The following is a 13,738-nucleotide window of genomic DNA, read 5'->3' as shown; positions in this document are numbered from 1 at the left end:
GAATGGTGGTTCGAGCTTGGCATGGACATGTTGGAGGCGGGGTGTACGGAGCGTGGCGATTGCGTGACGAGGGCCCCGACCGTGGTGGTCGGGGCCCTCGTACGGGGGCGGGGACGGGTCAGTCCAGGTCCGCGGGATCCAGTCGGTAGACGCTCGACGTGCTGTCGTCCACGGACGCGGCGCCGTACGCGCTCGCCTCGACGGCCGTGCCGTGCTCCTGCACCCACTGGGTCACCTCGGAGCTGACCCCGGAGCCGCCGTCCATACCGCCGCCCATGCCTTGGCCGCCGACCTGGACGTAGTGCACCTCGCCCTTCCCCACCAGCTCCTTGAGCCGGGCGAGGGTCATGGCGTTGTCGCTGCCGGACCAGCCCCACATGGAGATGACCGGTTCGCCGCTGGCGAGGATGAGCTGTGCGGCGCTCTGCGAGCTGGAGACCGCCAGCAGCCACTTGGCGCCGTCCTGGTGCTCCTTCAGGTAGGCGATCAGCTCGGTGCTCGCGCCACCGCCCATGCCGCCACCGCCGAGGCCGCCGGCGCCGCCCGGCCGTTCAGCCGTGCCGCCGTCCGTGCTCGTGCCGCCGTCCGTGGCCGTGCCGCCGTCCGTGGCCGTGCCGCCGTCCGTGGCCGTGCCGCCGTCCGTGGCCGTGCCGCCGTCCGTGGCCGTGCCGCCGTCCGTGGCCGTGCCGCCGTCCGCGTTCGTGTCGGTGTCGGCGTCCGTGCCGCCCTCGGGAGGTGTGCCGTTCGGGGGCGTCCCGCCCGGCCCTCCGGCGCCCTCGGGCGCCTGGCCGTTCCCGGCGCCGTCCGGGAGAGTGCCGCCGGCCGAGCCGTTCGGGCCGTCCTGCGGCTGCCCGCCGGGGCCCTCGCCGCTTCCGCCGCCCGGGAACCCGCCCCCGAGGCCGCCGCCCGGGCCGCCCGTCCCGTTGCCCGTCGACGGGCCGGCGGTCGGATTGGTCCCGCCCATGCCGCCGCCCGAACCGGACGGCACCGACCAGGCGTACGCCGCCGGCCCCGCGACCCCGGCGACGAGGGCCGCCGCCACGGACACCGCCAGCAGCCGCACCCGGCGCCCCGAACGGAAGACGAGCAGTCCCGCGACCGCCAGCGCCATCACCACCGCGATCGACGGCCACAGCCAGGTGTTCCAGCCGGTGGCACGACGCAGCAGCACGATCGCCCAGACACCGGTGACACCGAGGGCGAGCGGCAGCACCCACACCCACCGCCGGTCGGTGCGGAAGGCGCGCAGCAGCATGGCGCCGCCGCCCCCGCACAGCGCCGCGATGCCCGGTGCCAGCGCCGTCGTGTAGTACGGGTGCATGGTGCCCTCGGCCATGGCGAAGGTCAGGTAGTGCAGGACCGTCCAGCCGCCCCACAGGACCAGCGCGGCGCGCGTGAGGTCGGTGCGGGGTGCCCGGCCGCACCGCACCAGACCGCCCACGAGCGCGATGCCCGCGAAGGGGAGCAGCCAGGAGATCTGGCCGCCGAGGACGTCGTTGAACATCCTGCCGATGCCCGCGGCGCCCGCGAAGCCGCCCCCGCCGCCGCCCCCGCCCATATTGCCGTCACCGCCGAGGATCCGGCCGAATCCGTTGTAGCCCAGGATGAGGTCCCAGGCCGTGCCGTCCGTCGAACCGCCGATGTACGGCCGCTCGGAGGCGGGCACCAGGGACACCGCCGCGGCCCACCAGAAGCTGGCGACGGCCAGTGCGACGGCGGCGAGCACCAGGTTCCGGACGCGCTTCGCCCAGCCGAGGTCCGTCGCGTACAGGTAGGCGGCGAAGACCGCCGGCAGTGCGATGTAGCCCTGGAGCATCTTCGTGTTGAACGCGAGCCCGAAGCAGACCGCCGCACCCAGCAGGGGCAGCAGCCGCCCGTCGCGGACCGCGCGCAGACCGAGGGCCGCCCCGCCCACCATCAGGAACACCAGCAGCGTGTCGGGGTTGTTGTCCCGGTTGATGGCGACCGTGATCGGGGTCAGCGCCAGCACGAGGGCGGCGACGGCCGCCGCGCCGTGGCCCCAGACCTGCTTCACGGAGCTGTGCAGGATCCAGATCGTCGCCAGCGCGGCCACGATCAGCGGCAGCATCATCTGCCAGGTCCCGTAGCCGAAGAGGCGGCACGACAGGCCCATGACCATCAGGGCGAAGGGCGGCTTGTCGACGGTCAGGAAGTTCCCCGCGTCCAGCGAACCGAAGAACCACGCCTTCCAGCTCTCGGTGCCGCTGAGCACGGCGGCGCTGTAGAAGCTGTTCAGGCCGGCCCCGGACAGGTTCCAGGAGTACAGCCCCGCCGCGAGGGCGAGGATCGCCAGCAGGACCGGCAGCGACCAGCGTGGCGCACCGGGCGCGGGGGACGACGGTGAGGGCGGCTCGGCGGCCGCCTGCAGTGGAGCGGTGGCAGATGTCACCACGCCACCGTGGCCACGGCCGATGGGCAGGGGCTGTGCTCGGCCTGGGGGCGGGCTGTGAATCAATCCCGGCGGCCCGGGTTCACCCGGGCGGGGCCCACGGGGCGAGCAGGTCGCGCAGCAGCTCGGCGAAGGCCCCGTCCAGGGTGTCCTCCCACTCCTGGTCGCCGACGGCCTCGGGACAGAGGGCGGCGGGGCGGGCGATCCACAGGATCTTCCAGGGTCTGGAGTGCAACGCGGCGTCGCTCCACACCCCGCCGTGCGGGGCGAGGGGGTGCAGCAGATCGCTGACGCGTTCCGTCACCACCCGTACCAGGGGGCCGTCCGTCGCCGTGTGCGCCCGGACCAACGCCGTGGGGGAGGTCCGGGCGACCGCCGCCGTCACCGGGTGGCGCCGTACGACGCGTACGACCTGCGTCAGGTGCTCGACGATGCCGCGGACGGTGCCGTCGACGGGGTGCGTGCGGTGCGCGACGTCGAAGGCCTGCGCGAGTTCGATCGTCAGCGCGCGCAGGTGCAGCGCGGAGGCGGTCTTCCAGTTGGCGTAGAGGAAGTTGCGCGAGGTCCCGCAGGCGCGGGCGATCGCGGTCATCGACACGTCGAGGCCGTCGGTGCGCAGGAGTGTGCACACCGTGCTGAGCACGTTTCCGGTGCTCAGAGGGTCGCGGTCGTGCCAGGGGGCCGGGCTCATGGGGACCATGGTGGGGAAAAGCGTGAGCAGTCGGAAGGTTTTCGTCCTCTGGGCACTCGGATGAGCGAACGGAGGACGGATCGGGCCGAATCGTTCACGCGTGGAGGAGAGGGGCCCCGCTCGACGGCGACGGACCGCCGCTCCGGCACGCGCAGGGCCGGGGCACGCGGCTGCGCCCGACGCGGGCGTCACGTGAGCAGCTTGGGCAGAGCCTCCTTGAGCGTCGTGAGCTGGGCCCGGTATCCCGCGTTGAACTCGGCCAGTTCGGGCCGGCCGAGGTTGTCCTTGAGGGCACCCTGCTTCAGCGGCACCACGGCGGGCATCGCGGCGAACACCTCGGCCATCGCCTGCGCGTGCCGGCCCTTCTGGACAGCGGTCACCAGATCCTCGAAGAGGTCGAGTTTCAGGGCCTGGATCCGTTGCCGCGGACTGTCCTTGTCCTTGAACTCGTCTTGGACGCTCGGCTGGGGACTGCCGGGGTCCGCGATGAACTTGAGCACCCGCAGCGTCGCGTACAGCCGCCCGGCCAGCTTCTGGCCGCTTTCCTTCTGCTCTGGCATGGCTCATTACTTGCCACCGGAAGGCCTTTGCATCCCACCCTTCGAGAAGCGGCCAACTTCCGTCCACCCCTGCGCCCTAGGGTGACGGCCATGCGCTCGAGAACCCTCCGTACCGCCCTGGCCCTCCTCACCGCGGGTCTCGCGGCGGCCGGCACGCTGACCGCCGCCGGACCGGCCACCGCACAGGTGAAGCCGCCGGGGAACGACTGCTCGCCCGCCGTCTCCCTCACCGGCTTCTGGGACGGCCTGGACGAGACGACGTACGAGGACACCTACGTCGGCAACCTCTCCGCCCTCGCCCCCGACCGCCGCGGCGGCCTCGCCGCGCTCTCCGACCGGTCCTCCCTGTTCCGGCTGGACGCGCGCAGCCTGAAGCCGCGGGACGTCGTCCCCCTCGCCGACGAGAACGGCGCCGCCCTCGACGCCGAGGGGCTGGTCGTCGCCCACGACGGCACATACCTCGTCTCCTCCGAGACCGAGCCGTCCATCCGCCGCTACACGCGCGACGGCGAGATCCTCGACCGTCTCCCCGTACCGGACGACCTCCGGACCGCCCCGGAGGGCCGCGCCCGGGTCAACGGCAGCTTCGAAGGGCTCACGCTCCTCCCCGGCGGCCGGACCCTGCTCGCCGCCATGGAGTACCCGCTCGCCGGCGACCCGGACGACCTGGTCCGCGTCCAGACCTGGCAGCGGACGCCGCGCGGGGACTTCCGGCTCGGCACCCGGTACGCCTACCGGACCGACACCGGTCTCGGCGTCTCCGAGATCACCGCGACCCCCGACGGGCGCCTCCTCGTCCTGGAACGCGGCTTCACCTCCGGCGTCGGCAACACCGTCCGCCTGTACCTGGCCGACCGGCGCGGCACCACGTTCGACAAGACCCTCCTCGCCGACCTCGCCGACTGCCCCTCGCTCGGCGCCACCGCCAAGCAGCCCCAGCCCAACCCGCTGCTCGACAACTTCGAGGGCATGACCGTCACCGGCCGGAGCAAGGGCCGCCTGGAACTCCTGATCGTCAGCGACGACAACCAGAACACCGCACAGACGACCCGCTTCCTCCGGCTCCGGGTCCACACCTGATCCGTCGCGGCGAAACGGCACCGGCCCTCCGGTGGATCAGGTGAGCGACCCGCAGGGACGGACACCGCCCCCCGGGGGCGCTCCCCGGTGGCGAGCCGCGAGCGGTGAGCGATGAGCGGCGCCGGATCGTTGCTCGCCGGGGCGGCACGGGGCGGCACGGGGCGGCACGGGGCGGCACGGGGCGGCACGGGGGCGGCGGACCCGCTGCTCCCGTGCCCCGGTAGCCGCGGCGGGATGAAATCCCCGCTCGCCCGTGTTGGTGCCTTCCGGTAGATCAGGTGAGCAGGACGACCGACCGGAGGGCACGGCGTGGACGCGCAACGGGGATGGGCACGACGACTGGCGGAGTACGCCTGGCGCTATCCCAAGGACGTCGTCCTCGCCCTCGGCGCCTCCCTGGGCGGCATGGCCGTCATGGCCCTGGTCCCGCTGATCACCAAGGTGATCATCGACGACGTGATCGGCGACAAGACCAGGGACATGGCCGTCTGGGCCGGTCTCCTGATCGGCGCCGCCGTGATCGTCTACGTCCTCACCTACATCCGCCGCTACTACGGTGGCCGGCTCGCCCTCGACGTCCAGCACGACCTGCGCACCGACATGTACGGGACGATCACCCGGCTCGACGGACGGCGGCAGGACGAGCTGTCCACGGGGCAGGTCGTCGGGCGTGCGACCAGCGACCTCCAGCTGATCCAGAGCCTGCTGTTCATGCTTCCGATGACCATCGGGAACATCCTGCTCTTCCTGATCTCCCTGGGGATCATGGCGTGGCTGTCCCCGCCGCTCACGCTGGTCGCGCTCGCCGTCGCTCCGGCGCTGTGGTTCATCGCCCGGCGCAGCCGCACCCGCCTGCACCCCGCCACCTGGTACGCCCAGGCCCAGGCCGCCGCCGTCGCGGGCGTGGTCGACGGCTCGGTGAGCGGCGTACGCGTGGTGAAGGGCTTCGGGCAGGAGGAGCAGGAGACCGGCAAGCTCAGGGACGTCGGACGCAGGCTCTTCGCCGGGCGGCTGCGGACGATCAGGCTGAACGCCACCTACACCCCCGCCCTGCAGGCCGTCCCCGCCCTCGGCCAGGTCGCCATGCTCGCCCTCGGCGGCTGGCTGGCCGTACGCGGGAACATCACGCTCGGTACCTTCGTCGCCTTCTCCACCTACCTCGCCCAGCTCGTCGGCCCGGTCCGCATGCTCGCCATGGTCCTCACCGTCGGCCAGCAGGCCCGCGCCGGCACCGAACGCGTCCTGGAGCTGATCGACACCGAGCCCGCGATCGAGGACGGCGCCAGGGAACTGCCCGCCGACGCGCCGGCGACCGTCGAGTTCGACGGGGTGTCCTTCGGCTACGCGTCGGCCGACGGGGAGGGCACCCCCGTCCTCGACGGTCTCTCCTTCGAGATCCGGGCCGGTGAGACCCTCGCCGTCGTCGGCTCCTCGGGATCCGGCAAGTCCACCGTCTCCCTGCTCCTGCCGCGCTTCTACGACGTGACCCGCGGAGCCGTCCTCGTCGGCGGCCACGACGTGCGCGAGCTGACCCTCGACTCGCTGCGGGCCGCCATCGGGCTCGTGCCCGAGGACTCCTTCCTCTTCTCGGACACCGTGCGCGCCAACATCGCCTACGGACGTCCGGACGCCACCGACGAGGAGATCGAGGCCGCGGCCCGGGCCGCGCAGGCGCACGGGTTCATCACCGAGCTGCCCGACGGCTACGGCACCACCGTCGGCGAGCACGGCCTGACCCTCTCCGGCGGCCAGCGCCAGCGCGTCGCCCTCGCCCGCGCGATCCTCACCGACCCCCGGCTGCTGGTCCTCGACGACGCCACCTCCGCCGTGGACGCCCGCGTCGAGCACGAGATCCACGAGGCGCTGAAGGAGGTCATGCGGGGCCGCACCACGCTCCTCATCGCCCACCGCCGCTCCACCCTGGGCCTCGCCGACCGCATCGCCGTCCTCGACCGGGGCCGCCTCGCCGACCTCGGCACCCACGAGGAGCTCCAGGAGCGGTCGGTCCTCTACCGGCGCCTGCTGACCGACCCCGACGAGCTGGGCGGAGTGTCGCCGGGGCACGCCCGGCCCGCGGCACCCGCCGAGGACACGTCGGTACGGGACGAGCTGGACGCCGAGTTCGACGCCGAGCGCGGGGTCACCCCACGGCTGTGGACCGGCGACCGCACGCCGAAGGACGCCGCCCTCGCCGGAACCCCGGCCACCCCGGAGCTGCTCGCCCAGGTCGACGCGCTGCCCCCGGCCGACGGCACCCCGGACGTCGACGAGACGCGGGCCGTGCGGCCCGAGGAGTCGTACGGCCTGCGCCGCCTGCTGCGCGGCTTCCGCGCACCGCTGCTGATCAGCCTCGCCCTCGTCGCCGTGGACGCCGGCATGGGACTGCTGCTGCCGGTGCTGATCCGGCACGGCATCGACGAGGGCGTCACGCAGGCCGCCCTCGGCGCGGTCTGGGCGGCGGCGCTGCTGGGGCTGCTCACCGTGTTCGCCCAGTGGACGGCGCAGACCGGCGAGATCCGGATGACCGGCCGGACGGGGGAGCGGATCCTGTACGCGCTCCGCCTGAAGATCTTCGCCCAGCTCCAGCGGCTCGGCCTCGATTACTACGAGCGCGAGCTGACCGGGCGGATCATGACCCGGATGACGACGGACGTCGACGCGCTGTCGACGTTCCTGCAGACGGGGCTCGTCACCGCCTTCGTCTCGATCGTCACCTTCTTCGGCATCATGGGCGCCCTGCTGGTGATCGACGTGCAGCTCGCGCTCGTCGTGTTCGCGACGCTGCCGCCGCTGGTCATCGCCACCTACTTCTTCCGCAGGGCCAGCGTGAAGGCGTACGAGCTGGCCCGCGAGCGGGTGTCCTCGGTCAACGCCGACCTGCAGGAGTCGGTGGCGGGACTGCGGATCGTGCAGGCCTTCCGGCGCGAGCACGACGGCGGGCGGCGGTTCGCCGAGCGCAGTGACGGCTACCGGCAGGCCCGCATCAGGGGGCAGTGGCTGATCTCGGTCTACTTCCCGTTCGTGCAGCTGCTGTCCTCCGCCGCCGCGGTCGCCGTGCTGGTCATCGGCGGCAGGCGGATCGACGAGGCGACGCTGACGACCGGCGCGCTGGTGGCGTACCTGCTCTACATCGACCTGTTCTTCGCACCCGTCCAGCAGCTCTCCCAGGTCTTCGACGGCTACCAGCAGGCGTCCGTCTCGCTCGGCCGCATCCAGGAACTGCTGCGGGAACCGGCCTCCACCCGGCCGCCGCGGAAGCCGGTCGACGTCACGTCGCTGCGCGGCGAGATCGCCTTCGAGGACGTGCACTTCCGGTACGGCGGCGGCGACGGGGCGGAGGCGGCGCTCACCGGCGTCGACCTGCGCATCCCGGCCGGGCAGACCGTCGCCTTCGTCGGTGAGACCGGCGCGGGCAAGTCGACGCTGGTCAAGCTGGTCGCCCGGTTCTACGACCCGACCGGCGGCCGGGTCACCGCCGACGGGCGGGACCTGCGCGACCTGGACCTCACCTCCTACCGGCACCGGCTCGGCGTCGTCCCGCAGGAGGCGTACCTCTTCCCCGGCACCGTCCGGGACGCCATCGCCTACGGCCGTCCGGACGCCACCGACGCCGAGGTGGAGGCCGCGGCGCGGGCGGTGGGCGCGCACGAGATGATCGCCGGGCTCACGGGCGGGTACCTCCACGAGGTCGCCGAGCGGGGCCGCAACCTCTCCGCCGGACAGCGGCAGCTGATCGCGCTGGCCCGCGCCGAACTCGTCGACCCCGACGTCCTGCTCCTCGACGAGGCGACCGCGGCCCTGGACCTCGCCACGGAGGCGCAGGTCAACCAGGCCACCGACCGCCTCGCGGGCCGCCGTACGACGCTCGTCGTCGCCCACCGGCTGACCACGGCCGCCCGCGCGGACCGCGTCGTCGTCATGGACGCCGGACGGGTCGCCGAGGACGGCACGCACGACGAACTGCTGGCGCTCGGCGGACGGTACGCGCGACTGTGGCGGACCTTCGTCGGGGCGGCCGAACCCGAGGAGCCGGTCAGCGCGCTGCACTGACGCCCGCGCAACCGTGCGACACACGCCGCGCGTCCGTACATCCGTACGTCGGCGAACGCCGTGAGGCGGGGACGGAGGGAAGCGCAGTGGGTCAGGGGGGTGCCGCGACACGCCGGCGGCTGGCGCTGGGCACGGCCGTGCTGACCGCGGCCGGGCTGCTCACCGTCGCGGTGCCGCAGGAGGCGCGGGCCGCCGTGGCGTGCCCGGGCCGCAAGGTGCGCACGCTGCCGTTCTCCACCGGGACGGTCCTCGTCCACAGGCGCGGCGGCTACGTCTGCGCCGTCACCGTCCCCAGGACGCCCGGCACCAAGCGGCAGATGTCCGTCGGCGTGCAGGCGCGCGGCGGCCGGCCGGTGGTCGACTCGGGGCGCTACGCCTACCGGGCCGGACCGGTGACCGTGCACGCCGGGAAGCGCTGCGTATGGGTGCGGGGCACGGTGTCCCGGGGGTCGGGCAGCTCCGGCTGGATCCTGTGCTGAACCGCCTCGTGGCGGCCATTTCCCGGTCTCCCCTGGTGCGCGGGTGACTTGCTCCGATAGCTTCCGGCGCACATCTGTTTCACAGGGAGGGTGCATGCGCAAGGCGCTCAGATGGCTGCTGGCGCTCGTGGTGCTCATAGGCACCGTCAGCACGGCGGGCGCGGCCACCGCCGCCGAGCCGAAGGCCGTCGACATCAAGGACCGGCTGCTGTCCGTACCGGGCATGAGCCTGATCGAGGAGAAGCCGTACACCGGTTACCGCTTCTTCGTCCTCAACTACACCCAGCCGGTCGACCACCGGCGCCCGTCCAAGGGCACGTTCCAGCAGCGGATCACCGTGCTGCACAAGGACGTGAACCGCCCGACGGTCTTCTACACCGGCGGATACAGCGTCTCCACCAACCCCAGCCGCCGCGAACCGACCCAGATCGTGGACGGCAACCAGGTCTCCATGGAGTACCGCTACTTCACGCCGTCCCGGCCCGAGCCGGCCGACTGGTCGAAGCTGGACATCTGGCAGGCGGCCAGTGACCAGCACCGCATCTTCGAGGCCCTCAAGCCGCTCTACTCCGAGAACTGGATCTCCACCGGCGGCTCCAAGGGCGGCATGACCGCCACCTATTACGAGCGCTTCTACCCGCGCGACATGGACGGCGTCGTCGCCTACGTCGCCCCCAACGACGTGGTGAACCACGAGGACCGGGCCTACGACCGCTTCTTCGCCCGGGTCGGCACCGAGGAGTGCCGCGACCGGCTGAACGGCGTGCAGCGCGAGGCGCTGGTGCGCCGGGCGCCGCTCAAGGAGAAGTACGAGGCGTACGCGGCCGAGAACGGCTACACCTTCGACACCATCGGCAGCCTGGACCGCGCCTACGAGGCCGTCGTCCTCGACTACGTCTGGGGCTTCTGGCAGTACAGCACCGTGAAGGACTGCGCCGGCATCCCGGCCGACGCGCGGAACGCCACGGACGAGGCGATCTGGGACTCGGTCGACACGATCTCCGGCTTCTCCTTCTACACGGACCAGGGCCTCGCCCCGTACACGCCGTACTACTACCAGGCCGGTACGCAGCTGGGCGCGCCGACGATCCACTTCCCGCACATCGAGAAGAAGTACATCCGCTACGGCTACCAGCCGCCGCGGAACTTCGTGCCCCGGTCGATCCCGATGAGGTTCGAGCCGTGGGCGATGCGGGACGTCGACCGCTGGGTGCGGCACAACGCCGACCAGATGCTGTTCGTGTACGGCGAGAACGACCCGTGGGGCGCCGAGCCCTTCCGCCTCGGCCACGGCGCGCGCGACTCCTACGTCCTCACCGCGCCCGGCATGAACCACGGTGCCAACGTCGCCGGTCTGGTGCCCGAGGAGAAGGCCCTCGCCACGGCCCGCATCCTGGACTGGGCCGGGGTCGCCTCCGCCGAGGTGCGGGACGACCCGACGGCGGCCGAGCCGCTGGCCGCGTTCGACGCCAGGCTGGACAAGCGGGACGTGCAGCGCGAGCCCGCGCTGCGCCCGTAGCAGGGAAGCACGGAAGGCTGCGCCCCGGCCGCCGCTGACAGGTTCCAGCGGTTCACAGCGGCCGGGCGCAGCCCACCGGGTGCGCCCCGCCGAGACGGACGTACAGGCCCGTCGAGGCGGGGCAGTCCGCCCGGTCGGCGACCGCGTCGACCACCTTGAACCGAGGTGTCCGCCCGTCCCCGCCGGCGCACGCGGTCTCGCGGACCGTGCCGCTCCCGGCGTCGCGGACGCAGTCACCGACGATGGTGTGCGGGCCGCCCCCGCCGCCGGGGTCACCGGGGTGCGGCGGCGACAGCTTGCGCATACAGGCGTAGCCCCGCGGCACGGCCCCGTCACCGTCCTCGTCGGCAGAGGGGCGCCGCTCGCTGATGTGCAGGACGAAGTCGGTGGTGGCGGGGCACGGCGGCCCGTCCTCCGCGCGGCCGTCCTCCCGGGCCACCACCCGCGCCGCGGCCCGCTCGCTGCCGCACGGGACCTCGGTGGAGCCGGCCGTTCCGAACGAGCCGCACTCGTCGACCGCGAGGAACACCGCCCCGTACCCGGACGGCCGGACGGCCGCCGGGGCCGACCCCGGCACCGTCCCCCCGCCGGGCGGCCCGCCCCCTCCCGCCGCTCCGGCGCCGTCGCCCGTGACGCTCCCGGCGGAGCCCGCCGGGCCCGACGGGCTCTGGCACCCCGTCAGCAGTACGGCACACAGCACCGACAGGGCGCAGAGCACCCTCGCGGCCCCTCTCCCTCGCATCGCCATCCCCCCGGGGTCCCGGTCCAGTGCGGCCCGCCGGTCCCCCGGTCCAGCGCGGCCCGCCGGGTCCCCGGACCAGCGTGGCCCGGGGCGGCGGGCGCACGCCAGCCGCGCGGGGGGCTTCGCGTCCGGGCACCGGGAGCGCCCCCGGCGCGTGGCGCAGGCCGCGCTGCGCCCCTAGGACCGGTTCGACCGGTTCGACCGGTACGACAAGCCGTGCCCGAGGGGGTACAGGACCGTCGCCGGATCGTCCGCCCGGACCACCGGCACCGGCAGCCTGCCGCGCGGCCGTACCCGGCCCGCGATCACCCGGGCCGCCGCCCGCACCTCGACGTCGGTCCACGAGTAGGCGGCGAGGCAGGCGGGGACGCCCGGCAGGTGGGCCACGTCGTACGGGTTGCGGACCGCGACCGCGACGACCGGCCTCCCGGTCTCCAGGAGCCGGGCGACCAGCGTGCGCTGGCCGCTGCCCGCCGTGACGTTGTACGTGGCGACCACCACCGCGTCGGCGTCCCCGGCCGCCGCGAGAGCGCGGTCGATGACGGCGGCGGAGGGAGCGGTGCCCGTGGACAGGGCGGTGGCCGTGAAGCCCAGCTCCGTGAGCGCGTCCGCGAGGACGCCGGTGGGCGGCCCGGTGGTGCCCGAGGGGGAGGCGGGGTCGGCGCCCACGACGAGCAGCCTGCGGTGCTCCCGGCGCGACAGCGGCAGCAGGCGCCCCTCGTTGACCAGCACCGTGGTGGTCCGCTCGGCGATCCGGTCGGCGGCGGCCCGGTGCGCCCGGGTGCCGACGGTGCGGTCGACGTCCCGCCGGCTGGTGGAGGCGTCCTGGAACAGCCCCAGCTTCGCCTTCAGCCGCAGCACGCGCAGGATCGATTCGTCGAGCCGTGCCTCGGTGAGTTCGCCGCCGCGTACGGCCGTCAGGACCGCGTTCCAGGCGAGGTCCAGGTCCGGCGGGTTGAGGAGCTGGTCGACGCCCGCCTTCAGCGCCAGCACCGGCACCCGTGCGTCGCCGTACTTGGTCCGTACGCCCTCCATGCCGAGGGAGTCGGTGACCACCACCCCGTCGTAGCCGAGTTCCCCGCGCAGGATGCCGGTGAGGATGGGGCGGGAGAGGGTGGCCGGGTCGCCGGAGTCGTCGAGCGCCGGGACCACGAGGTGGGCGGTCATGATCGAGTCGATGCCGGCGTCGATGGCCGCGCGGAAGGGCGGGGCGTCCAGTTCCTCCCACTGCTCGCGGCTGTGGGTGATGACCGGGAGGCCGGTGTGGCTGTCGGTGGCGGTGTCGCCGTGCCCGGGGAAGTGCTTGGCGCACGCCGCGACCCCGGACCGCTGGTACCCCGTCACCTCGGCGGCCACCAGCTCCGCCACCGCCTCCGGATCGGCGCCGAAGGACCGGACGCCGATCACGGGATTGGCCGGGTTGACGTTCACGTCGGCGACGGGGGAGTAGTCCTGACGGATGCCCATCGCGCGCAGCTCGGCGCCCGCGACCCGGCCGAGGGTACGGGCGTCGGAGCGCGACCCGCCCGCGCCGACGGCCATCGCGCCCGGGAAGAGGGCCGCCGGCTCGCCCACGCGGGCCACCGCCCCGTGCTCCTGGTCGGTGGAGATGAGCACCGGGAGGCCGCGCGGCAGCTCCAGGGAGGCCTTCTGGATGCCGTTGGACAGGTCGGCGATCTGGTGCGGGTCGCGGGTGTTGTGCGCCCAGGCGAAGTAGATGACGCCGCCGACCCGGTACCTGGCGACCAGTTCGGCCGCCGTGCGGACGCCGATCTCCTCGAGGTTGGCGTCGACGTCGGCCTGGTCGGGGTCGGTGGCGGAGTGGCCGTATACCCGCATCACGAAGAGCTGGCCGACCTTCTCCTCCAGCGTCATGCGGGAGACGAGGGCGCGGAGCTGGTCGTCGTCGGGCCTGCGGGAGCCGGCGTACGCGGTGCCGCCGCCGGCCGCCAGGGCGGCGGTGACGACCGCGGTGGCGGTGAGGACGGTACGTCTGGAGGGCTGCCCGCTGCTTCCCGTGCCGGCCGTGCTGCTGTGGTGCACGTGCGCTCCTTCCGGAGTGATCCGCTGGGGGATCGCTGGAGAGCTGCTGAAGGAAACTTCCAAGGAGTCACCAATATCCGGGAAGTTTCTGCCGGTCAAGGGAGCGCACAGGAGTCACTCCAAGCCACCGGGCATCGGCCGGCGGGGCCGGCGGGGGCCGCCGC

9 protein-coding genes are annotated in these 13,738 nt (G+C 73.5%); 4 read left to right on the top strand and 5 right to left on the bottom strand.

Annotated elements, in window-relative coordinates; genetic code table 11:
- Nucleotides 1-118: 118 nt before the first annotated feature.
- The 3 genes from ACVV2G_RS10840 to ACVV2G_RS10830 all read right to left on the bottom strand — a co-directional run bounded on the left by ACVV2G_RS10840 (nucleotide 119) and on the right by ACVV2G_RS10830 (nucleotide 3,661).
- Entirely contained in the window at nucleotides 119-2,410 is a 2,292-nt protein-coding gene (locus tag ACVV2G_RS10840; RefSeq protein WP_453842428.1) for an ArnT family glycosyltransferase, read from the bottom strand.
- Nucleotides 2,411-2,492: 82 nt separating this feature from the next.
- A complete protein-coding gene (locus ACVV2G_RS10835) occupies nucleotides 2,493-3,101 on the bottom strand; it encodes a hypothetical protein (RefSeq protein ID WP_453842427.1) in 609 nt (202 codons plus the stop codon).
- Between the two features lie 188 nt (nucleotides 3,102-3,289).
- On the bottom strand, nucleotides 3,290-3,661 hold the full coding sequence (locus ACVV2G_RS10830) for a hypothetical protein (protein WP_453842426.1): 372 nt from the start codon (nucleotides 3,659-3,661) through the stop codon (nucleotides 3,290-3,292).
- Between the two features lie 90 nt (nucleotides 3,662-3,751).
- Here ACVV2G_RS10830 and ACVV2G_RS10825 point away from each other — a divergent pair, with 90 nt between their 5' ends.
- From ACVV2G_RS10825 to ACVV2G_RS10810, 4 genes are all read left to right on the top strand, one after another.
- Nucleotides 3,752-4,741 (top strand): esterase-like activity of phytase family protein, encoded by a 990-nt coding sequence (locus ACVV2G_RS10825; protein ID WP_453842425.1) that lies wholly within the window; start codon nucleotides 3,752-3,754, stop codon nucleotides 4,739-4,741.
- 309 nt (nucleotides 4,742-5,050) lie between these two features.
- Nucleotides 5,051-8,791: an ABC transporter ATP-binding protein gene (locus tag ACVV2G_RS10820; RefSeq protein ID WP_453842424.1), complete on the top strand. Its 3,741-nt coding sequence runs from the start codon at nucleotides 5,051-5,053 to the stop codon at nucleotides 8,789-8,791.
- A gap of 86 nt (nucleotides 8,792-8,877) precedes the next feature.
- On the top strand, nucleotides 8,878-9,270 hold the full coding sequence (locus tag ACVV2G_RS10815) for a hypothetical protein (RefSeq protein ID WP_453842423.1): 393 nt from the start codon (nucleotides 8,878-8,880) through the stop codon (nucleotides 9,268-9,270).
- A gap of 94 nt (nucleotides 9,271-9,364) precedes the next feature.
- On the top strand, nucleotides 9,365-10,789 hold the full coding sequence (locus tag ACVV2G_RS10810; protein ID WP_453842422.1) for a S28 family serine protease: 1,425 nt from the start codon (nucleotides 9,365-9,367) through the stop codon (nucleotides 10,787-10,789).
- 52 nt (nucleotides 10,790-10,841) lie between these two features.
- Here ACVV2G_RS10810 and ACVV2G_RS10805 read toward each other — a convergent pair whose 3' ends face one another.
- Entirely contained in the window at nucleotides 10,842-11,531 is a 690-nt protein-coding gene (locus ACVV2G_RS10805; RefSeq protein WP_453842421.1) for a hypothetical protein, read from the bottom strand.
- A gap of 177 nt (nucleotides 11,532-11,708) precedes the next feature.
- Nucleotides 11,709-13,574: a glycoside hydrolase family 3 protein gene (locus tag ACVV2G_RS10800; protein ID WP_453842420.1), complete on the bottom strand. Its 1,866-nt coding sequence runs from the start codon at nucleotides 13,572-13,574 to the stop codon at nucleotides 11,709-11,711.
- Nucleotides 13,575-13,738 lie beyond the last annotated feature (164 nt).

The sequence above is a fragment of the Streptomyces sp. JK94 genome, assembly GCF_053613315.1.
The sequence above is the reverse complement of the archived record's forward strand: the minus strand, read 5'-3'. Positions and strand labels throughout refer to the sequence as shown.

What these genes read in the sequence shown, in the direction of transcription:
- ACVV2G_RS10835 (WP_453842427.1), bottom strand. Translation starts at nt 3,101, where the DNA reads ATGAGCCCGGCCCCCTGGCACGACCGCGACCCTCTGAGCACCGGAAAC.
- ACVV2G_RS10830 (WP_453842426.1), bottom strand. Translation starts at nt 3,661, where the DNA reads ATGCCAGAGCAGAAGGAAAGCGGCCAGAAGCTGGCCGGGCGGCTGTAC.
- ACVV2G_RS10825 (WP_453842425.1), top strand. Translation starts at nt 3,752, where the DNA reads ATGCGCTCGAGAACCCTCCGTACCGCCCTGGCCCTCCTCACCGCGGGT.
- ACVV2G_RS10810 (WP_453842422.1), top strand. Translation starts at nt 9,365, where the DNA reads ATGCGCAAGGCGCTCAGATGGCTGCTGGCGCTCGTGGTGCTCATAGGC.
- ACVV2G_RS10805 (WP_453842421.1), bottom strand. Translation starts at nt 11,531, where the DNA reads ATGCGAGGGAGAGGGGCCGCGAGGGTGCTCTGCGCCCTGTCGGTGCTG.